At 41.9% G+C, this 20,922-nt stretch carries 19 protein-coding genes; 4 read left to right on the top strand and 15 right to left on the bottom strand.

Translation table 11 applies throughout. The annotated features are described in order from the left end of the window. The first annotated feature begins 86 nt into the window (after window positions 1–86). Entirely contained in the window at window positions 87–1,127 is a 1,041-nt protein-coding gene (locus NI389_RS01130; RefSeq protein ID WP_308361206.1) for a response regulator, read from the top strand. Between the two features lie 58 nt (window positions 1,128–1,185). On the opposite strand, the gene NI389_RS01125 is transcribed toward NI389_RS01130, so the two are convergent. Genes NI389_RS01125 through NI389_RS01115 form a run of 3 tightly spaced genes read right to left on the bottom strand, consistent with a single transcriptional unit; the run spans window position 1,186 to window position 3,281 of the window. After that, window positions 1,186–1,611: an acyl-CoA thioesterase gene (locus tag NI389_RS01125; RefSeq protein WP_308361205.1), complete on the bottom strand. Its 426-nt coding sequence runs from the start codon at window positions 1,609–1,611 to the stop codon at window positions 1,186–1,188. Next, the gene (locus NI389_RS01120; RefSeq protein ID WP_372588609.1) at window positions 1,595–2,446 is read right to left on the bottom strand and encodes a M23 family metallopeptidase; all 852 of its coding nucleotides are present in this window, start codon (window positions 2,444–2,446) and stop codon (window positions 1,595–1,597) included. The genes NI389_RS01125 and NI389_RS01120 overlap by 17 nt, the downstream gene beginning before the upstream one ends. Further along, a complete protein-coding gene (locus NI389_RS01115; protein ID WP_308361204.1) occupies window positions 2,427–3,281 on the bottom strand; it encodes a 6-carboxytetrahydropterin synthase in 855 nt (284 codons plus the stop codon). The genes NI389_RS01120 and NI389_RS01115 overlap by 20 nt, the downstream gene beginning before the upstream one ends. A 182-nt stretch (window positions 3,282–3,463) precedes the next feature. Here NI389_RS01115 and fabA point away from each other — a divergent pair, with 182 nt between their 5' ends. Beyond that, entirely contained in the window at window positions 3,464–3,979 is a 516-nt protein-coding gene (fabA, locus tag NI389_RS01110) for a 3-hydroxyacyl-[acyl-carrier-protein] dehydratase FabA (RefSeq protein WP_208843275.1), read from the top strand. 190 nt (window positions 3,980–4,169) lie between these two features. Here the strand turns inward: fabA and rmf are convergent, their stop codons facing one another. The 7 genes from rmf to lrp all read right to left on the bottom strand — a co-directional run bounded on the left by rmf (window position 4,170) and on the right by lrp (window position 11,603). Then, window positions 4,170–4,340: a ribosome modulation factor gene (rmf, locus tag NI389_RS01105; RefSeq protein WP_308361203.1), complete on the bottom strand. Its 171-nt coding sequence runs from the start codon at window positions 4,338–4,340 to the stop codon at window positions 4,170–4,172. 506 nt (window positions 4,341–4,846) lie between these two features. Then, window positions 4,847–6,139 (bottom strand): serine--tRNA ligase, encoded by a 1,293-nt coding sequence (gene serS / locus NI389_RS01100; protein ID WP_308361202.1) that lies wholly within the window; start codon window positions 6,137–6,139, stop codon window positions 4,847–4,849. A gap of 11 nt (window positions 6,140–6,150) precedes the next feature. Further along, a complete protein-coding gene (gene crcB, locus NI389_RS01095) occupies window positions 6,151–6,531 on the bottom strand; it encodes a fluoride efflux transporter CrcB (protein ID WP_308361201.1) in 381 nt (126 codons plus the stop codon). Window positions 6,532–6,533: 2 nt separating this feature from the next. Beyond that, window positions 6,534–7,814, bottom strand: a complete 1,281-nt coding sequence (locus NI389_RS01090) for a replication-associated recombination protein A (RefSeq protein WP_308362596.1) — start codon at window positions 7,812–7,814, stop codon at window positions 6,534–6,536. 49 nt (window positions 7,815–7,863) lie between these two features. Then, window positions 7,864–8,493 carry an outer membrane lipoprotein chaperone LolA gene (gene lolA / locus NI389_RS01085; protein ID WP_308361200.1) on the bottom strand — a complete coding sequence of 210 codons (630 nt, stop codon included), beginning with the start codon at window positions 8,491–8,493 and terminating at the stop codon, window positions 7,864–7,866. After that, window positions 8,493–11,060 carry a DNA translocase FtsK gene (locus tag NI389_RS01080; RefSeq protein ID WP_308361199.1) on the bottom strand — a complete coding sequence of 856 codons (2,568 nt, stop codon included), beginning with the start codon at window positions 11,058–11,060 and terminating at the stop codon, window positions 8,493–8,495. The genes lolA and NI389_RS01080 overlap by 1 nt, the downstream gene beginning before the upstream one ends. 63 nt (window positions 11,061–11,123) lie before the next feature. Continuing rightward, window positions 11,124–11,603 carry a leucine-responsive transcriptional regulator Lrp gene (gene lrp, locus NI389_RS01075; protein WP_208843269.1) on the bottom strand — a complete coding sequence of 160 codons (480 nt, stop codon included), beginning with the start codon at window positions 11,601–11,603 and terminating at the stop codon, window positions 11,124–11,126. Window positions 11,604–11,744: 141 nt separating this feature from the next. On the opposite strand from lrp, the gene ald reads away from it, so the two are divergent. Continuing rightward, complete coding sequence (gene ald / locus NI389_RS01070; protein WP_308361198.1) at window positions 11,745–12,866, top strand: alanine dehydrogenase; 1,122 nt, start codon at window positions 11,745–11,747, stop codon at window positions 12,864–12,866. Between the two features lie 85 nt (window positions 12,867–12,951). On the opposite strand, the gene NI389_RS01065 is transcribed toward ald, so the two are convergent. From NI389_RS01065 to rimO, 5 genes are all read right to left on the bottom strand, one after another. Next, a complete protein-coding gene (locus NI389_RS01065; RefSeq protein WP_308361197.1) occupies window positions 12,952–14,796 on the bottom strand; it encodes a protein kinase domain-containing protein in 1,845 nt (614 codons plus the stop codon). Window positions 14,797–14,876: 80 nt separating this feature from the next. Further along, complete coding sequence (locus tag NI389_RS01060; RefSeq protein WP_308361196.1) at window positions 14,877–15,872, bottom strand: phytanoyl-CoA dioxygenase family protein; 996 nt, start codon at window positions 15,870–15,872, stop codon at window positions 14,877–14,879. Between the two features lie 182 nt (window positions 15,873–16,054). Continuing rightward, complete coding sequence (locus NI389_RS01055) at window positions 16,055–17,668, bottom strand: ABC-F family ATPase (RefSeq protein WP_208843265.1); 1,614 nt, start codon at window positions 17,666–17,668, stop codon at window positions 16,055–16,057. Between the two features lie 118 nt (window positions 17,669–17,786). Beyond that, entirely contained in the window at window positions 17,787–18,215 is a 429-nt protein-coding gene (locus NI389_RS01050) for a GNAT family N-acetyltransferase (RefSeq protein ID WP_308361195.1), read from the bottom strand. 68 nt (window positions 18,216–18,283) lie between these two features. Further along, the gene (gene rimO / locus NI389_RS01045; protein WP_308361194.1) at window positions 18,284–19,690 is read right to left on the bottom strand and encodes a 30S ribosomal protein S12 methylthiotransferase RimO; all 1,407 of its coding nucleotides are present in this window, start codon (window positions 19,688–19,690) and stop codon (window positions 18,284–18,286) included. Window positions 19,691–20,037: 347 nt separating this feature from the next. On the opposite strand from rimO, the gene htpX reads away from it, so the two are divergent. Then, the gene (htpX, locus tag NI389_RS01040; RefSeq protein ID WP_308361193.1) at window positions 20,038–20,907 is read left to right on the top strand and encodes a protease HtpX; all 870 of its coding nucleotides are present in this window, start codon (window positions 20,038–20,040) and stop codon (window positions 20,905–20,907) included. Window positions 20,908–20,922 lie beyond the last annotated feature (15 nt).

Here is a 20,922-nt window from a genome sequence, read left to right as displayed (position 1 = left end):
ACATGGAATTGTGTAGCAAAAAGTTTCAATTACCGATGAGTAGTTACTATAGTTTTATAGTAAAACCGAATTTTGAGGTGTGACGTATGACTCTTGATACCAATTCAGCAATATACAGCCACTACTCTATTGTCCTTGTAGACGATGAAATACCAATATTGAAAACGCTGGAAAGAGCCTTACGGCAATTTGGCTTTAACATCACTTGCTTTTCAGTCCCTTCGGAAGCACTAGACTATATCGGAAATCATGACGTTCATTTAGTGATATCTGATTTTCGAATGCCTCTTATGAACGGGAACAACCTATTAAAAAACGTTCGCGACATTTCGCCAGATACTGTTGGATTGATCCTCAGTGGCTATACCGATGCTGACATGCTGGTAGAGATGATAAATCTAGGTGTTGCGTTTAAGTTTTTGCACAAACCTTGGAAAAATGAAGCGCTTTACGATGTTATTGACGTTGCATTAAATGAATATGAAAAGCGCCACAATGAATCCACGGTCACACAACTCTACACTTCTGAACATTCAGTTGTGATTGAAATTGACGACTCTCTAGCCATTACCAAATCGAATCTTCACTTATCCGATAGTAAACTTATTTTTGATGTACTGTTGTCTGTTGATAGAGGGAATGAATTAATACATTCATTGTTGGAGCACCCTCATGATCCATTAACGCTAGTAGCCCCTGTATTTGGCCTTGTAACACTCAAGCGGCAGGCTCGTATTAAAAACAAACATGTTATCGAGATTGAAGGTTTTTCTTCTGTCGTTATACAAGACAATCAGTCATTTTTTAATGCGCTTTCAGAATTGACAATCTTCTTAAGGAAGTGGGAAGAGTTTTACGTATTCACGACCGATTTGCTTGATAGAGCGCAACTGCAGCGTTTGAAATCTGAATTAAGAAATCTATACAAAAATGTCGTCTGTATTCGAGACCCTCATAAGAAAGAAGTCTGTGTCTGGGTACCGACAGATAAATTTCACGATCCAAATCGCATTAAAGTAGAAATCGAAATTATTCTCGAAAGTATTACGTATGCCGTAGTTGAAGGTACGTTTGAACCGCATGTAGACTTCGATTGCGTTAAAAAAGAAACGTTTTCAGTATTTTGACCCAGTGTGTTAAGTCATCAGATGCAATCTCTGATGACTTGTTTTAAAGAAAAGGCTTTTAAAAACCGTTGATCATTTTGTCACATACCACAGGCGTAGGACGGTGGTTATCGTCAACGGCAACAAAGGTAAATGAACCTGAAATTGCTAAATGCTTGTCGTCTTTGTGCATTCTTTCCAAATAAATATTTACATCTACCTTTAAACTGGTATTGCCTACATAAACAACTTCTGCGACCAATTCAGCAAACGTGCCTGCAGGGATTGCTTCTTTAAAATCAACTCTATCCGATGAAATCGTAACGAGAGGCTTTCGACAAAAGCGCGTGGCAGCAATAAATGCGACTTCGTCCATCCAAGCAAGTGCGTCTCCACCAAACAAGGTATTGTGGTGGTTTGTACGACTTGGGAAAACCGTTTTTGTTACATAAGTAACCGAATCTTTGATTCTTTTTTCAATAATTTGCTCAGCGCTTAACGTCATTTTTTGCTTCTTTAACTGCTAAAGTTTCTTTCATTATAAGAGCGGGATCTAGTCGCTCGTTAAACCAGTTTAGTCGCCAATCTAGGTGTGGCCCAGTAACTCGGCCTGTCGCTCCAATATCGGCAAAATGTTTACCTGTGGTAACTTCATCCCCTGCTTTCACGTGCAATTTACTTAAATGCAGGTAAGTCGAAGTAACACCAAAACCATGATCGATAATGACAGTACCGCCACTGTAATAAAGATCCGGCTCTGCTAAAACAACGGTTCCTGATGCTGGTGCATAGACATGCGTGCCTATTTTATTTGCTATATCAAGGCCATAATGTGGGTTCTTGGGCACACCGTTAAACACGCGTTGGCTCCCATATACCCCAGATATGCGACCTTCTGCAGGCTGATAAAACGGGTCTAAGAAAAATCGCTTCTCGCTAAAACCAGAGCGAGCTTCTGTAACCTTTTTTGAGTCATTCCGGATCCGTTCTAAGACAGCTTCAGGTGGTGAAACGTATTTTTTCTCAACACCATTTACCCTGTCAATTTTGAATTCGCGTTGTGCAACTTTTATTACTTTGCTGTAAGACTGACCGTTTCGGTCAGTCCAGTTAAGTTCAGCGGTTGGAGCAGCGTCGCGGGCAAACCCAAAGACGAAATAGCCGTCTTTGGTGTGTCTCAGAGTCTTCCCATTTAATGAAACGTTTGTCAGGTCACCAAGGTGCCCGATCACTAACCCGCCTTGCGTAAGACTTCCTTTTAGTTCTACCTCTTGTGCTTGAATTGAAAAACCAGTCAATGTGCAAGCTAAATAAACTGCTTTAAGCCAACGAAATCGCACCTTTACCAACTCCTTCGTATGCTTTTACTTTCACTTTTTTATCCGGGTACTCTTTTTTTACTTCTTGGGCAAGGTAGTCTGCAATACATTCGACAGTTGAATCACAAGGTAAGATATCGCAACGTTCTTTGGCAATCGCAAGTTCGAAATAGCCTTGAGTTGATTCATATGCAAAGCAGTAGTCTTCTGGTTTTGCTACAACGTACTTAAGTGATTCTGCCGATACTTGATCTTCTTCGCTACCTAAGTAGATGTCTTGCCATTTATCAGCGCGTTCCTTTTGTAAACGAGGCATTGAAATGCCATCAAGTTCAATTTCAATAAGTGAACGGTGGCCATGTACAATCCGCTGACAGTTTCCATCGTGCTTTTTGAGACCATGGCTGTAGTGATAATAGAAGCTTCGGCTCTGCTCAGGTCTTAACGTGAATTCAATGTCTTTCACATTACTTGGTAAGGCAGGAAGGATTATGGATTTTAAGAACGCTATAGTACTTTGGATATCAACACTGTCGCCTGTTACAAAACACGCTGATGATTTTGGGGCATTCATTGCGAAATGATGACCGTTAAACTCATATTCTACTTCTACGCGGTCATTTGACAATTCATAACGACCGCTTAATCCAGTCGGTATTGCTAATTTATGATCAATAGAATCATCTATGATACGTTTAATTTGTTTTTTTACTAACCCAAAGTCTAACACCATTGATTCTTCATTCAGATTACCATGTAAGACGACATCAACGATCCAGCTTTCACCGACAGGGCCTCGTTGATTACAAAGATAAGAAAAATCAATGACAGTTAAATCGTTTACAAAAAGTATCATAAACAGCCTATAGAGTAGTAAGTTGAAGGTTAGATTATAAAGAAATTCATTGGAAAAATCGCGAATAATTCTTAATCTGATTATTTGTTGTTGAATTTATAGACTACTCTAACTGTTCAGAGTTGTTTAGCGTACAAGTGTAAGCTAAAGTAGCAGCAATTTCTAAGCGAAGAACAAGAGATATGGAACCTAAAAACAGCTATTCAAAAGAAGAACTTATCCAATGTGGTAACGGTGAAATGTTTGGTGAAGGCAACTGTCGCCTCCCAAGCGATAACATGCTTATGATGGATCGTATCGTTGAAATCAACGACAACGGTGGAGAATTTGGTAAAGGCCAAATTATTGCAGAATTGGATATTAATCCTGATCTTTGGTTTTTTGCATGCCATTTTAAAGGTGATCCTGTGATGCCTGGTTGTCTAGGTTTGGATGCGATGTGGCAGTTGGTTGGTTTCTTCTTAGGTTGGTCTGGTGGTCCGGGTCTCGGTCGCGCGTTAGGTGTAGGCGAAGTTAAGTTTACCGGCCAAATTCTACCAACATCGAAAAAAGTAACTTACCGAATCGATATGAAACGTGTTATCAAGCGTAAACTCTTTATGGGCATGGCTGATGGAACGGTTGAGGTTGATGGACGTGTTATCTATGAAGCGAAAGATTTAAAAGTCGGTCTTTTCCAAGATACTAGCGCGTTTTAATCGACTTGTTACGCTCATTGAAAATAAAAATCCGCCTAAAGGTGGATTTTTGTTTTTCATCTTTCGATTTTCTAGACAGCTAATAGAGTTATTCAAGACATGCTATTTATAAATAGTTAAAGAGTGTGAATACCGTCTAGAAACAAAGAGCCCCGATATTTCGGGGCTCTTCGCTTAATCCTTATCAAACTCACGTTTTGAAAATGTTTCGACTATCAATTGCTTCACGCCAACCACCCAACCACTCGGAGCGGGGTTCGATTTGTTGGTATGGGCAAAGTTCCTTAGACCGCCCTTGTAACCCAGCTTTAAAACCTTGTGAAAATGCTCTTTCTAAACGGTCTCTTTTCTGTCTCTTCATAGGTAAATTCCTCACCTTTGTTCTGTTCGAGGCCTTCAAACTGGAAGGCACTATTACAATTAAGATTTCTACCCTACTTCAAGCTAATACACGCTTCACTTGTTGTTTTTGAGCGTGGCTCAAGTAGTTGGATTGAATTGCAATGAAATTAGAAAGGGTTACATTCATTGCTTTTAATTGAACAAAAACGAGAGTTGTATCTAGTGCAATTTGTAACACTTATACATACAGATACTCACGTACCACAGTGCGGATTTGGCCAAACCTCACCTTCAATAAACCACAACCTAGCTGAGGTTGCAACGTTAAAAAACGATAAAATTTGGTGCGTCATTCACAATTAAATTGAAAAAGCGGTAATTGAAGAAAATTGAGGAATTTATGCAAAAGCTGTAATTTTTCGATCTTATTTTTGCATAATGATGTTTAAAAAAACATTCATATATCTGTAATGATAAAGCAATAAAAAAAGCCGCCTATTGGCGGCTACTTACGAAATAAAAGTATTATTTTGTTAACACTTCAAGTCCGTTCATGTAAGGTCGAAGTACCGTAGGAACGATAACTGAACCATCTGCCTGCTGATAGTTTTCCAAAATAGCAACTAGCGTGCGGCCCACGGCTAACCCCGAACCGTTCAATGTGTGAAGTAGTTCTGGTTTCTTTTCGCTTTGACGACGGAAACGTGCTTGCATACGTCGAGCTTGGAAATCCCACATGTTAGAACATGATGAAATTTCACGGTAGGTGTTTTGCGCTGGCAACCAAACTTCTAAATCATATGTTTTAGTTGCACCAAAACCCATGTCTCCTGTACACAAGACGACTTTACGGTATGGAAGCTCTAATGCTTGGAGAATTTGCTCTGCGTGACCTGTAAGCTCTTCGAGTGCCGCCATTGAATCTTCAGGTTTGACTAATTGCACAAGTTCTACTTTGTCAAACTGATGTTGGCGAATTAGGCCACGTGTGTCACGCCCGTAACTACCAGCTTCGCTACGGAAACACGGTGTGTGAGCCGTTAATTTAAGCGGTAGCTCTTGCTCGTTAAAAATGACGTCTCGTGCTGTATTCGTTAATGGCACTTCCGCTGTTGGGATCAAGCTAAAACCGTCTTCATCTTCAGACAACGCTTTTGTGTGGAATAAGTCTTCTGCAAACTTTGGTAACTGGCCTGTGCCAAATAAGCTGTCTTTATTCACAAGGTATGGAACATACATTTCTGTATAACCATTTTCCTGTGTATGTGTATCCAGCATAAATTGAACAAGTGCACGGTGCATACGAGCAACACCTGCACGCATAACTGAAAAACGAGCACCACTTAGCTTCACGCCTGTCTCGAAATCAAGTCCTTTATTTAGGCCTTCACCAACATCAACGTGATCTTTCACTTCAAAGTCAAACTGACGCGGTTCGCCCCATTTTAACACTTCAACGTTTTCACTTTCGTCTTTACCTACTGGCACATCATCAGCCGGCAAGTTTGGTAACGTCGCAGAAATGTCTTCAAGTTGCTTAAGAATTTTATCTTGTTCAGTCTTAGCCGCATCAAGTTCATCACCTAAATGTGCTACTGCGTCCAACAATGGTTGAACATCTTCGCCTTTTGCTTTGGCCTGACCAATCGCTTTGGAGCGGGAGTTTCTCTCACTTTGCAATTCTTGCGTGCGTGTTTGTAGTGCTTTGCGCTTTTCTTCTAGTTCGTTAATTGCAACTACATCAAGTTCAAAACCGCGTTTAGCCAATTTTTCTTGTGCTTCAGCAATGTCTTGTCTTAAAAATCTTGAATCTAACATGTGTTATTTCTTTAACCTTTTTGCACTATGAGAGTCAGCCCTAACCACGCAACAGTGATGCAAACACTGACGTTTAATACGATGTTTAGCGCCATTTTAAAAAACTGTCCCTGCTGAAGCAGTAACAGTGAGTCCATTGAGAACGTCGAAAAAGTCGTCAACGCTCCTAAAAATCCGATTCCTATTAGCGTTTTCGTTGGGCTTACGGAAACAACTTGTTTCTCGAGCAATCCAACGAGTATTCCCATTAGAAACGAACCAAGAATATTAACCAGCAACGTACCAAAAGGGAATCCCTTACCGAGCAGTTTAATCGTAATTTCACTAATAAAATAACGAAGGCAGGCTCCAGATGCACCACCAACAGCAATCATTAAATACGTTTGAAGCATTTTTAATATCTCTTTTTTTCGCTTTTCGTGTTTAATTCGTCCAGGTATCGCAGTTTTTCAGCAATTTGTTTTTCAAGACCTCGTTCACTGGGCTGGTAATACTTTCTATCTTGCAATTTTTCTGGAAAGTAACATTCACCTGCTGCAAACGCGCCGGCTTCATCGTGTGCATACCGATATTCCGCGCCATGTCCTAGCTCGGCTAAGAGTTTTGTCGGCGCATTACGCAGGTGTAGAGGAACTTCGACCATCTTATCATTAAGCGCGTCTTGCTTCGCTTGATTAAATGCCATGTAGACCGCATTGCTCTTAGGCGCGGAGGCAAGATATAACGTCGCCTGGGCTATTGCACGTTCACCTTCAGATGGCCCAACTCGGTGATAGATGTCCCAGGCATTTAGCGCTACCTGCATCGCTCTTGGATCGGCGTTGCCAATATCTTCTGTCGCAATAGCAAGTAACCTTCTCGCGACATAAAGTGGGTCACCACCGCCTGCCAAAATACGACAATACCAATACAAAGCGGCATCGGGACTGCTTCCTCGAACCGATTTGTGAAAAGCAGAAATTAAATCATAATAGATATCGCCAGATTTATCATATTTAGCGCCATGGTGACCAAGTAGCTCTTTGATATGTTCAAAAGCGATATGCATAACACCATTTATTTCAGGTGTTACGTCTACGGCTTGTTCAAGTAAATTAAGCGCCTTACGAGCATCTCCTTCTGAACAATCAACGATAGTCTCCAAAACCTCTTGTCCGAGCGAAATCTGCTTTTGAGAAAGGACTGCATCATGATTAAGTGCGTTGGTCACAACCTGCTTTAACTCGTCGTGGTTAAGTGCTTTTAGGGTGTATACTCGTGCACGTGAAAGAATCGCATTGTTAAGCGCAAATGAAGGATTTTCTGTCGTCGCACCAATAAACAAAAACGTACCGTCTTCAATGTGCGGCAAAAAAGCGTCTTGTTGAGCCTTATTGAATCGATGAACTTCATCGACAAATAGCAACGTTCTTGACCCTGATACCGCTAAATTATTCTTAGCTTCAATTACAGCATCTCGGATTTCTTTAACGCCAGCAGTCACCGCAGACAATTTTACGATTTTTGCTTTGACCGTACTTGCAATAAGTTCTGCAAGCGACGTTTTACCGATACCCGGTGGTCCCCAAAGAATGAGTGAATGACACTGCCCTTTGAGCAAACTTTGATAAAGCGGTGTACCCCTGCCAATTATATGCGATTGACCGATATAGGTTTCTACTGAAGTTGGCCGCATGCGTGCTGCAAGCGGCCGGACATCGGGGGCAAAATCAAATCCGAAATTGTTATTCACTAGGTGTTTGATCGTCTACGAAGACGCCTTCCGGGATCGTAAAATTAAAATTCGATTGAGGTATCGTAAGGTTCGTTTTTACCTCAAAGAAATCATAAGTAGAGCGTTGTCCAGAAACATCTGTCAAAACGACCGATTTTAGGATCCCTGTATCATCGAATGCGACGACGAGTCTTTCAACTTGGCTATCGCCTTGCGTTATCGGTGTGATCACATAAGTACTTTTTTCTTTTGTCACATCATAGCGTAACCAACTCTCACTTTGAGTGGATGTCAGCAAAACAAATGGTGTTTGTTCAACTAATTTAGCTGAATCCATGACCGTTACTTGTTCTGCAAAACTATCAAAGTAAAATCCTTGCTTACCATTAGAGACAAACAAAGTCTCATCGGGCTCTTGTTGTTCCCAACGCATTTTCAACGGAGATTCGAGGAGTAATTTTCCTTTACCTTCCATGACACGTGTACCCTGCTCATCGTCAACAGTTTGCACAAACTGTGCTGAGTAGGTTTTCATTTCACTCAGTTTCGCTTTCAAACTAGCCACATCCTCGGGCTTAGCTTGTACATGAACCGCACCGAAGATAGAAATCATTGATAACGCTAAAACTAACTTTTTCATTAATTTGCTCCACCTCGAGGTACTAATACGTCGCGTGAACCGTTATGGCCTGGCGCACTGACAATACCCGACGTTTCCATTTGTTCCACTAGGCGCGCGGCACGGTTATACCCAACTCGTAATTTACGTTGAACACTCGATACACTCACTTTGCCTGTTTCAATGACAAAAGATACCGCTTCGTCGTAAAGAGGATCTGATTCTCCATCCCCTTCTTCAGAAGACGCTTCACCGGGCAATAACATATCTTCTGTCGTGTCGCCGTTAAGAATTTCATCAATATAATTTGGCTTACCACGGGCTTTCCAATCACTCACAACCGCGTGGACCTCATGATCATCTACAAATGCCCCATGCACACGAACTGGTACACTAGTACCTGGAGGTAAATAGAGCATGTCACCCATACCTAAAAGGTTTTCTGCACCTTGTTGATCCAAAATGGTCCGTGAATCTATTTTACTGGATACTTGGAATGCCATCCGGGTTGGAATATTTGCTTTAATTAAACCTGTTATTACATCTACTGACGGTCTTTGCGTTGCTAGGACTAAGTGAATACCGGCAGCACGTGCTTTTTGTGCAATACGCGCAATGAGTTCTTCGACCTTTTTACCAACAATCATCATCATGTCGGCGAATTCATCTATTACAACAACAATACTCGGCATTTTTTCGAGTTCAGATGGGCCATCTGCCATACCATCGGTGTCTTTAAATAACGGGTCCATAATCGGGTAACCCGCTTCTTTCGCATCTAAAATCTTTTGGTTATAGCCTTTTAAGTTTCGTACGCCTAATGCAGACATCAGCTTGTAGCGACGTTCCATTTCGCCTACACACCAGCGAAGTGCGTTTGCCGCCTCTTTCATGTCTGTAACGACTTCACACAATAAATGCGGAATACCCTCATATACTGAAAGTTCTAACATTTTCGGATCAATCATGATCATGCGGACATCTTCAGGTGGTGATTTGTAGAGTAAGCTTAAGATCATGACATTAACGCCAACTGACTTACCCGAACCCGTTGTACCTGCAACAAGTAAATGTGGCATCTTAGCAAGGTCCGCGACGACCGGTTCACCCGCGATGTCTTTTCCAAGCACCATGGTAAGGGGCGATGGATTTTGCTCAAATTTTGGCGCATTAATGACTTCGGATAAACGTACAATTTCGCGGTGCTTATTTGGAAGTTCTATACCGACATACGTTTTGCCAGGAATAACCTCCACCACGCGCACACTCACTGCGGATAAAGAGCGAGCTAGATCTTTAGACAAACTCGTGATCTTCGCAACTTTTATGCCTGGTGCCAAATCAAGTTCAAATCGCGTTACTACCGGGCCTGGGAAAACATCGACTACTTTCGCTTGAATGTTGAAATCAAGTAATTTTTCTTCCACTAGGCGTGACACCGCGTCTAGCTCTTCTGGACTAATCGGGTTTTTCTGCTTGTCCGGTCTATCCAACAAATCCAGTGATGGCAAAGGCCCCGCTGGTGGCTCTGCATTCATTAGCGCGTCAAATTGCTCTTTAGCTGTTGGCGGCGGCTGATAGCCGGCAGACTTAGGTGCCGGTGTTTGGACAGATTCTGTAGCTGGTTTCAATGGTCTAGCTGGTGACACAACTACTGTTTCCGCTGCTTTAGGGTGCATATGTGCGGTTTCGTCTAACTGGTTTAAAGCAGCGACGGTGTCAATGTCATCATCTTCAATGGCACTGAACGAAAGCTCTTGTTCAAGTGCTGCATCTAAATCATCAAATACAGAGGGCACGATGGGCGTTGAGTGATTTACGACAGGCTCAACTTTAGGTTCGACTTTAGGCACTGCCACTTTCTTAGCAAACAGCCTGTCTTTGAGTTTCAGCGGTTCAGTGGGTTCAACTGACCCCACCTCGAGGTGTTCTTCAATCGTTCTTTCCGCGTGCTCATCTGAAATTGTGACGGTTGCAGGAGCAGTTGATGTAGCAACCTCATTATGCTGTTCAAATTTTTTCGAAACCCACTTGAAGCAACGAACGACTTGTTCACCCAAGTAATCGACGAACTGTACCCAGGAAACACCGGTCATCAAGGTTAGGCCGGCAAAAAAGAAGCACAACAGTAAAATAGACGTACCAGTAAAATTAAAAGCAGGCATCATCGCTTGTGCTATCACATCTCCCACTACCCCACCTGATGAGAAATTGAATATGTCGTCGAAGTTGATACTACTAATAGCGCTCGATGAAGTAACGAAAAGCGACATACCAATTACGCGTAGACCAAGCGTAACGTAATCAAGTTGCAGAATTTTATGCGGTTTTTTAAAAAGCAAATAACCGAACAACTGAATGGCTGCTGGAATTAAAAACGCAAGCCAGCCAAACGAGACCAACAAAATGTCAGCAATCCACGCTCCAGCCGCACCCGTTACATTATTTACTTTTACAAATTCGCCTGTTTGTGACCAAGCAGGATCTGCTGGGTCAAAACTGATCAAAGCAGCAAGGATGAAAAGCGCTGCAGCAGTGCTGAAAATAAGACCAGTTTCTAAGAGGCGTTGTACACCATTTAAACGCATACCTGCGTATTCCTCTATTTATTGTTATATCAATGGACATCCTGCTTACAATAGCAAAATTTGTTAAGGTGTATAAGGTTTAATTACCTCTCCCTCCTCACCTTTTACTTCTTCCATTACGACATAAGTACGACTTTCACTCACATTTGGAAGCTTTAAGAGTATTTCACCAAGAACTCCCCGATATTCAGACATATCAGCTACTCGTGTCTTTAGCAAAAAGTCGAAATTGCCAGAGACCAAATGACACTCAGATATTTCATCATGCTTTTTGACAGCCTGACTAAATCTATCGAAAACATCAGGTGAGTTTTTGTTTACGGTGATTTCAACATAGACTAGAAGTCCCTGTCCCAATTTAGCAGGATCCACTACTGCTTTATAACCACGAATGTAGCCTTCTCGCTCTAATTTTTTAACTCTTTCTAAACAGGGAGTTGCACTTAAACCTATGCGTTTCGCGAGTTCCACATTCGAAATACGCCCATCTTTTTGTAATTCGACTAAAATCTTTCTATCTATTCTGTCTAATTGCTGCGCCATGGTAATAGTCAAACATTCTAAAACTGAATTTATATCAGTTTATATGACTACCATGAAAACCACAAACAGTAGGACACACTAGTTACTGATAGATATAATAGTGAAATATTTCATCCCGTTCTGATTTAGAGGCGATTTATTATGATTATCGGTGTACCAAAAGAGATTAAAAACCATGAGTACCGTGTAGGTATGGTTCCAGCGAGTGTTCGTGAGTTAATCAACCATGGCCACCAAGTTTTCGTTGAGCACAATGCTGGTATTGGCATCGGTTTTACAGACGAAGACTATGTTGCAGCTGGTGCAGAGGTACTAACTACAGCGCAAGAAATTTTTGCAAAAGCTGAAATGATTGTAAAAGTAAAAGAGCCACAAGCGGTTGAGCGTGCAATGCTGCGCGAAGATCAAATTCTATTTACTTACCTACACCTTGCTCCAGATCTTCCACAAACCGAAGACCTAATCAAAAGCAAAGCTATCTGTATTGCATACGAAACAGTGACTGACGCACGTGGTGGTTTACCACTTTTAGCGCCAATGTCTGAAGTAGCAGGTCGTATGTCTATCCAAGCCGGTGCGCAAGCTCTAGAAAAATCACGCGAAGGCCGTGGTATGTTACTAGGTGGTGTACCAGGTGTAGAACCAGCTAAAGTAGTTATCATCGGTGGTGGTATGGTTGGTCGTAACGCGGCTCAGATGGCGGTTGGTTTAGGTGCTGACGTAGTTATTCTTGACCGTAGCATCGACGTACTTCGCTCGCTTAATGCGCAATTCGGCAGCCAAGCAAAAGTAATTTACTCAACTGCTGACGCACTTGAGAAACACGTTTTAGAAGCAGATCTTGTAATTGGTGGCGTACTGGTACCGGGCGCAGCAGCGCCTAAACTTGTAACGGCAGAACACATCAAGAACATGAAACCAGGTGCAGCTATTGTAGACGTTGCTATCGACCAAGGCGGTTGTATTGCAACTTCAAAAGCAACAACACACGCTGAGCCTACGTACATTGTTGATGACGTTGTTCATTACTGTGTAGCAAACATGCCTGGTGCTGTGCCACGTACATCGACGTTTGCACTAAACAATGCAACACTTCCTTACATCGTTAAACTTGCGAATAAGGGTTATAAACAAGCACTTCTTGATGACCAAAACTTCATGAACGGCTTAAACGTAATCAAAGGCCAAGTAACGTGTAAAGAAGTCGCTGAAGGCTTCGGCATGGAATTCGTTGACCCGCGTACAGCGCTTCAAAACGCGTAATTCCAGCTCATACATAATAAAAACCCAAGCATGTGCTTGGGTTTTTTATTTCTGATGATTGCGAGATTTTCTGCACTTGGGCAAGTCAAACAGACCCCTTTTTTGTCTCTGAGTTTAGAATTTCTTTCGGATTTCTAGGGTAATAGGATTCTTTTTGTTTTTCACAGAGGCTAAATTCACGCGTATTTTTATACGGTAACTTCATAAACCCAGCTACACCAACGTCCTCAATGCTCATCGCATATTGCATGATTCTGTCTAACAACGTTTTAAACTGGTGTTCTTTTGATGCGTCCAACAAACGGTAGTAATGGTGTATTTTTAGGCGATTCTCTAACGATTCAAAAATAATGCAACCAGTATGGTGTATCTGGTTGAGCTCAAATACACATTGAATAATTTGTTTGGGCAGTTGCAACTGCTCATCTGGGTCTTTGCCATCTTCAAAATAGGAATGCGGGCGTGTGACTTCGGAAGCCTTTAAATCAACCACATCAAAAGCAAGTGAAGGAAGTTTATCGAAAATAAACGCGCCTGTTGCGTCTCGTTCAAGTTGGATTGTCTGCCTTGCATCGAATAAACAACACTTAAACAAGCCTTTTTGCGAGATACCTTGCGCTAACATAACGGTTGCGTTTACGGCATCAGTGAAGGCTCGACTTAAACGGTCATCGTGTAAAATCAAACTAGATTCAACGAACAACTGTTCTTCTTTCCAATGAAAGCTAAGCCCGCCAACAACGGGATATTTCGCAAGTCGACTTATCGACGCTAGGAACGCTTTTTCAGTATCACCTGTATCAAATAAAAACTCTTTGTAATACCGATCTAATTGAGCGTCGTTGACGTCGCGAAGCTGTTGATTTTGGTCAGCTCTTCTTAAAAACTGTTTACGAGAGCTATAGACTACAGTGTCTGGTTTTTCGGTTTTGTCAGACAACCAAAAAGGTATATTCGCTTTTCGTTTTACCTCTGGCAGCTCGGGCAAATAGGCCTTTGCTATCGTAGGCATATTACGGATAAAGTAGTCACCCGCTTTATCTCGCGTTAACTTATCCTTAGAAAGCATGCCATCAATGACTGCAGCAAACTCTTTAGGTAATCCTAAACTCGATGCAGGCATAACTTGCGCACCAAAACGGCAAGATTGTGCGCTTGCGAGCGAATATAATGTGGATGCTACACCTTGCTCATCAAATCTAGGTGACGATTTTGCCCCAGACATTTGTTCATCCCCAATAAAATAAACATCGCCCATTCGCGCATTCGTTTGACTTATGTCGCTAGACATTAAATCCATAATATTGCTTGCAATTGGTTGTCCATACGCGTCTTGCTGAGCGTAGACAGAACTCCCCCAATCCACCAGTGAAAATGACTCTGACAGGTTATCCAAAACAATATTTGACGGTTTTATATCCCCATGAACGATTGGTTGTGGTGACATGCCGTTTTTATGTTCTCGTAAATCGACCAGCACGTTTCTTAGTTTTAACCCAAGAGCAACCACTTCGTGTGCTTTAAAACGACCTCGTTTAAGCGAAATTTTCTCAAGATCTTCGCCTTTAGCCCTTGCCATCATCAAAATACCTTGCTTTTTGATGCGCTCAAAACCATAGAATTTTGGAACCATGGGATTGTGTATTTGAGAAAGCATAAATGCCTCATCTTCGAGGCGATCACGAACACTTTGTGCAAGCGTGATTCGAGAGAATTTAAATACCCAGTGGTTACCATCCGCGGCCACGCCTGCGAATACAAAGCCAAAAGCACCCGACCCAACTAGTTCAACATCTTTGTAACCCAACATACTGAGTTGCTTCTTACAAATATTGAGCCATTGTCGGTGTTTTTTAGCATCATGATGTGAGAGCAAGTAAATCGATTGCTCTTCATTGATGTAAAAATTACGAATTGATTTGGTTGTCACTGCTATCACTTAAAACGAAACGTCGACCAATTCTAACAGGAACATAAAGCCTAAGCACTTTAGAAATATTTCAAATTTTTTTACACAGGTAATGGTAAGTAATTAATAAACTGCGTGATCCTTGGCGATTTGTCATAATTAGGGCTACTACTGTGCGGTAAGTGATGGTGCCAAATAATCAGGTCTCCAGCGTTTGCCGCTAAAGATGTCGTCGCGTAATTGCGAAAATCTTGTCGCAATTCGTCCGGTGTTTCCTTAAACCATTGTGAATACTGCCGGTGAAAACCGGGTACGACAGTGAGTGCTCCTTGAGTTTCAGACGTATCCGTGAGGTAAAGAATACCTTGTGTTGATAACTCAATTGGCTTCGTGAAGTTGACATCCAAATGTATTGGTTGGCCTTTGTACGGCGTATTTTCATTTACAGGCGGGTTGAAACCACACTGATCGACTGAAGGATAAACATCAGCAGATTGCCAAAGTTGAGAAAAAGCCTTTTTGATGCGCATGTTTTGGCGATTTTTAGACAGCAATTTATGGTATTTCAAGCTAACCCAAATTCCTTGTGTGTTTTGACTTTTATGCCACGAGTCAGGATTTTGATAAGCAATCCCAATGTAATCGCAAATTAGTTCTCGTGTCGCAACACAATCTTCAGGAGAAATCGCATTTCTTACAATGACATAACCATATTTATCCCAACATGCTAAGTCTTGATCCGATAGTACATTTGGCATCAATTCGATTTCATTAAACCACGTTTTTAACGCGGTTGAGAGTGGCTTTTTAGCAACGTGGCTGTTAATACGTTCGACGATGTTGGTGTTAGGTTTACCCGCAATGTCACAACACCAAAGTTCAAACTCTTGGAAACTGGGCTTCACCGAGAGTAAATAATCCAGTGCATCACGAAAATTAATACCGAGCATGTCAAACACACTACGTTCCAATTCAAATTCAGCGCTAGTCCCATCAGGGCCTTTATAGGATACATATTTAGACCACGTACGCTTTAACTGCATTACGCCAAGCTGTCCGACTTCAGTTTCGCTCACCAAACGAGAAGTTGAGGTCATTAAGATATTTCCTTATTAAAGTTTCAGCCTTGCGTTAGGTTGGCTGCATATAGCTAAAGACTAGACGTTTCTTTGAATACGTTAAATGATGATAATCAACCCCAAGACAAATTCAATTACAGCAGATAACAAAAAGACCGAACATGTCGGCCTTTTTTTAAACGTCATTTTGAGTTTTTAGATTAGCGCACGCCTAGTTGCTTTTCCTTTTCAGCAACGCTTGCCAAATATTCATCGAAAGTTCCGTGGAAACTTTCCACTTTTTTGTCTTTAATGTCGATGATACGAGTTGCTAATGAAGAAACAAACTCACGGTCATGGCTCACAAAAATAAGAGTACCGTCGAACAACTTCAACGCGTTGTTTAACGCTTCAATTGCTTCCATGTCCATGTGGTTTGTTGGTTCATCCATCACAAGGACGTTGATGTCTTGCATCATTAACTTACCATACAATAAACGGTTTTTTTCTCCACCTGAGCAGTTACGCACTTTTTTATTTGCGTCGTCAGCAGTGAAAAGTAAACGTCCTAACATGCCTCGCACCATTAAATCGTTATGTTTTGCCGTTCTCCACTGAGACATCCAATCGAACAAGGTAAGATCGTTGTCAAAGTCTTCAGAACTGTCTTGAGGACAATATCCCAGAGCTGCATTTTCGGACCATTTGATAGTCCCTTCCATTGCTTCTAATTCGCCGACTAAACATTTTAAAAAGGTTGTCTTACCAACACCATTTTCACCAATGATAGCAAGCTTAGAACCTGCCTCAAGAATTAGGTCACCTTTACTGAATAATAGTTCGCCATCAAATCCATGGCCGAAGTTTTCAAGCGTTAGCGCTTGGCGATGCATCTTCTTACTCTCGTTGAAACGGATGTAAGGTGCGACACGGCTACTTGCTTTTACTTCATCAAGGGTGATTTTTTCCATTCGTTTAGCACGCGAACTCGCCTGCTTTGCTTTTGACGCATTCGCACCGAAACGATTAACGAAATCTTGAAGCTCTTCAATTTCAGATTGCTTTTTGGCATTTGACGAAAGCAATTGTTCACGCATTAACGTAGAGGCTTCAACGAATTTTTCATAGTTACCTGGATAAATTCGTAGCTCACCATAATCGATGTCTGCCATATGCGTACAGACCGCATTCAAGAAATGACGGTCATGCGAAATAATGATCATTGTACATTTTCGTTGGTTCAACTCGTTTTCAAGCCAACCGATGGTATGAATGTCTAGGTTGTTGGTTGGCTCATCTAGCAACAAAATATCAGGATTTGCGAAGAGTGCTTGAGCAAGTAACACGCGAAGCTTCCAACCCGGTGCCACTTGCGACATTAAGCCAAAGTGGAATTCTTCTTCGATACCCGCTTTGAGTAGAATATCGCCGGCTCTTGCTTCAGCACTGTAACCGTCCATCTCACCGTATAGGCTTTCAAGTTCACCTACTTTCATGCCATCTTCTTCGGACATTTCAGGCAACGAATAAATTCTATCGCGCTCGTTTTTCACTTCCCAAAGCGCTTTATCGCCCATAATAACTGCGTCGATCACTGAGTATTGCTCGAAGGCAAACTGATCTTGGCTCAAAACCCCAAGCTTAAGTCCAGGTTCAATCGATACATTGCCAGATGTCGGCGACAATACACCACTTAAGATTTTCATGAAAGTTGACTTTCCGCACCCATTCGCGCCGATTAGGCCATAGCGATTGCCGTTACCAAACTTCGCTGAAATGTTCTCAAAAAGTGGTTCTGCACCAAACTGCATGGTGATATTTGCGGTAGAAATCAAGTTGAAATACCTTAAGTGACTATCAAGTTAAAAGCGGATTGTTGTTCATCAGTTTGAACAAATTAGGGCGCGGATTATACAGAAAATGTAGCGTGCCAGTCGAGCAATGAATTATTGTTTAACGTTTTAAACGCATGAAATATTCATCTTCTCCCTCATGCTCGATGACAAAGCCGAGTCTTTCATACAGTGCACGAGCGGGATTTCGTTTTAGTACAGACAGTTGTACTTCAAGTATCTTAGAATCCTCTAGCAATTTTTCAATTACACTTCGTCCAAAACCCTGATTTTGAAAGTGAGGTGAAATCTGTAATTGGATAATTTCAAGTGTATGTCCATCGACAAACGATTTGACCATACCTATAACGTCGTTTTTTTCATTCAAAATAAGTTCTGCATGCTCAAAACAGTACCAAATGCGCATCATGTGGTCATCATCAGACGGGGATTTCCCCATTGCTTCTAAATGCGCTGTCATCGTCGCTTTTCGAAGCGCTAGTAGATAAGGCTCATCGTCTGATTTTACTGGCGTGAATGTTAAATTCATCTTTTACCTTAGAAAATTGAATGAAATTCACTAACAAAAAAGCCGAAGATACGCTTCGGCTTTTAATATTAATTGGCTATTTCAGCCCACAAATCATATTCATCAGAGTGTGTAATTAAGCCCGTTATGACATCACCTGGTTTAAGACTCGTTTCGCCGTTTAGGTAGACTAGGCCGTCAATTTCTGGGGCATCCGCATAGGTACGACCTATCGCACCCTCTTCGTCAACTTCGTCGACTAAAATTTGCATTTTCGTACCAACGCGTTTTGCTAATCGAGCTTGGCTAATCGCTTGTTGTTTTAACATGAATCGTTCAAAACGATCTTGTTTGACTTCTTCCGGCACTTGATCTGCAAGTTCATTGGCTTTTGCACCTTCAACTGGCGAGTATTTAAAGCAACCTACTCTATCCAGTTGCGCTTCTTCTAACCAATCAAGCAGGATGTCGAAATCTTCTTCTGTTTCACCAGGGAAACCTACGATAAAGGTTGAGCGGATCACCAGTTCTGGGCACAGTTCACGCCACTTTTTGATGCGCTCTAACGTTCGTTCTGCTTGACCTGGACGTTTCATCATTTTCAAGACACGTGGACTTGCGTGTTGGAAAGGAATATCCAGATACGGTAGTAATTTGCCCTCAGCCATTAATGGAATGACATCGTCTACATGCGGATAAGGATAAACATAGTGAAGACGAGTCCAAATTCCTAGTTGGTTTAATGCCATACACAGGTTAAGCATATCGGTTTTTACCGGTTGACCATTCCAAAAGCCTGTACGGTGCTTAACGTCAACACCATACGCACTCGTGTCTTGGCTTATTACCAACAACTCTTTTACACCCGCTTGTTTTAATCGCTCTGCTTCAGTAAGCACTTCACCAACTGGGCGAGAAACTAAGTCACCGCGCATTGACGGGATGATGCAGAATGTACAACGGTGGTTACAGCCTTCCGAAATTTTTAAGTACGCGTAATGCTTAGGTGTTAATTTGACACCTTGGTCTGGCACTAAACTTAAAAATGGAGAGCGTTCAGGGCGCGTCGTATACTTGTAAACGTGTTCCATGACATTTTCATAGGCATGTGGTCCTGTAATTCCGAGCACATTTGGGTGAACCTGACGGATTTCGTCTTCACGAGCACCTAAACAACCCGTAACGATGACCTTGCCATTTTCTTTTAGTGCCTCACCGATAGTGTCAAGTGACTCTTGCACTGCAGAATCAATAAAACCACAGGTGTTTACGATAACCACATCTGAATCGTTGTAGCTGCTCACGACTTCATAACCTTCGGTACGAAGTTGCGTTAGGATACGCTCAGAATCTACTAAGTTTTTTGGGCAACCCAAAGAAACGAAACCGACTTTAGAACCCATAGGGACATCACTTTCACCAATGCCTTGGTCAAGTTGCTTTTTTGCCGTTTCTAAGGTGGTGGTTTGTTTAGGATCAAACTGCTCAACAGACATTTACTTGCTCATATTTACGACGACGAAAGTAAAATTATACCTAATGCCTGACACCATCGCTACTAGCGACGAGAATGAAATAGGCTGTTTGGAACAAATTTAAATCATTCGTCGAGAATTAAAGTGGATAAGTCTTGTTTTTTTTGATCCTAACCCCTATAAATACCAACGGGAAATGCTTGGGATAACCTGAATTATTTGGATTAAGTAACTGCTTTGGCGTACTTAGTGCCTTGTCACGTCTGTTATAAGTGACAATTCTAGTGTGTGAACAATGGACTAGAGGCCAGTACGGAATCAAAGTACGGAGCACTTAGTTAATACATTTATTTACTTGAGGTTATTTTATGAAACGAGTCGTGTTATTTCTCATTACCAACTTAGCCGTCATGCTCGTGCTCGGTATTGTTTTATCCGTACTGATGAGCGTGTTCGGTATCGACAACAGAAGCCTTGGCGGCATATTAACTATCGCCGCGGTATTTGGTTTCGGTGGTTCTTTTATTTCTCTTTACATGTCCAAATGGATGGCCAAAAAATCGACGGGTGCGATGGTCATTGAACAGCCGCGTAACGAAACAGAGCATTGGCTGATGTCTACCGTTGCTCGTCAGGCACAACAAGCTGGTATCAAAATGCCAGAAGTTGCCATTTATGACAGCCCAGAGATGAACGCCTTTGCGACAGGACCTAGTAAAAATAACAGCTTAGTTGCCGTTAGCACTGGCCTGTTACACAACATGACCAGAGATGAAGCGGAAGCAGTACTTGCGCACGAAGTGTCACACGTTGCAAATGGTGACATGGTGACGTTAACACTCATTCAGGGTGTGGTGAACACGTTCGTTATTTTCATTTCGAAAGTGTTGGCAGGTATCGTTGACAACTTCTTAAACAGTAACGATGAAGAAGGTGAAAGCAGTGGCCATAGTTGGACTTATTTCTTGTTCGATATGGTGTTCCAAATGGTCTTTGGTATTTTAGCGTCGATTGTCGTTGCGTATTTCAGCCGCAAACGCGAGTTTGCAGCGGATAGAGGTGCAGCAAACCTAGTTGGCGCACATAAAATGCGTGCAGCACTTGAACGCTTGCGCAGTAACCATGAATCTCAACTAGAAGGTTCGATGATGGCGTTTGGTATCGCTTCTGGAAAAAGCTTGTCAGAAATGTTTGCGTCTCATCCGCCTCTTGAGGCGCGTATCAACGCACTTCGTTAAGTTGTAGAGAAAACG

The sequence above is a fragment of the Pseudoalteromonas xiamenensis genome (assembly GCF_030994125.1).
Lineage (GTDB): Bacteria > Pseudomonadota > Gammaproteobacteria > Enterobacterales > Alteromonadaceae > Pseudoalteromonas > Pseudoalteromonas xiamenensis_B.
The sequence above is the reverse complement of the archived record's forward strand: the minus strand, read 5'-3'. Positions and strand labels throughout refer to the sequence as shown.

Excerpts from the sequence above, each read along its gene's own strand:
- serS (WP_308361202.1), bottom strand. The coding sequence starts at position 6,139 with ATGTTAGATTCAAGATTTTTAAGACAAGACATTGCTGAAGCACAAGAA.
- lolA (WP_308361200.1), bottom strand. The coding sequence starts at position 8,493 with ATGAAAAAGTTAGTTTTAGCGTTATCAATGATTTCTATCTTCGGTGCG.
- NI389_RS01130 (WP_308361206.1), top strand. The coding sequence starts at position 87 with ATGACTCTTGATACCAATTCAGCAATATACAGCCACTACTCTATTGTC.
- NI389_RS01115 (WP_308361204.1), bottom strand. The coding sequence starts at position 3,281 with ATGATACTTTTTGTAAACGATTTAACTGTCATTGATTTTTCTTATCTT.
- fabA (WP_208843275.1), top strand. The coding sequence starts at position 3,464 with ATGGAACCTAAAAACAGCTATTCAAAAGAAGAACTTATCCAATGTGGT.
- crcB (WP_308361201.1), bottom strand. The coding sequence starts at position 6,531 with ATGCTTCAAACGTATTTAATGATTGCTGTTGGTGGTGCATCTGGAGCC.
- ald (WP_308361198.1), top strand. The coding sequence starts at position 11,745 with ATGATTATCGGTGTACCAAAAGAGATTAAAAACCATGAGTACCGTGTA.
- NI389_RS01125 (WP_308361205.1), bottom strand. The coding sequence starts at position 1,611 with ATGACGTTAAGCGCTGAGCAAATTATTGAAAAAAGAATCAAAGATTCG.
- rimO (WP_308361194.1), bottom strand. The coding sequence starts at position 19,690 with ATGTCTGTTGAGCAGTTTGATCCTAAACAAACCACCACCTTAGAAACG.
- NI389_RS01050 (WP_308361195.1), bottom strand. The coding sequence starts at position 18,215 with ATGAATTTAACATTCACGCCAGTAAAATCAGACGATGAGCCTTATCTA.
- NI389_RS01060 (WP_308361196.1), bottom strand. The coding sequence starts at position 15,872 with ATGACCTCAACTTCTCGTTTGGTGAGCGAAACTGAAGTCGGACAGCTT.
- htpX (WP_308361193.1), top strand. The coding sequence starts at position 20,038 with ATGAAACGAGTCGTGTTATTTCTCATTACCAACTTAGCCGTCATGCTC.
- rmf (WP_308361203.1), bottom strand. The coding sequence starts at position 4,340 with ATGAAGAGACAGAAAAGAGACCGTTTAGAAAGAGCATTTTCACAAGGT.
- lrp (WP_208843269.1), bottom strand. The coding sequence starts at position 11,603 with ATGGCGCAGCAATTAGACAGAATAGATAGAAAGATTTTAGTCGAATTA.
- NI389_RS01090 (WP_308362596.1), bottom strand. The coding sequence starts at position 7,814 with ATGCGGCCAACTTCAGTAGAAACCTATATCGGTCAATCGCATATAATT.
- NI389_RS01080 (WP_308361199.1), bottom strand. The coding sequence starts at position 11,060 with ATGCGTTTAAATGGTGTACAACGCCTCTTAGAAACTGGTCTTATTTTC.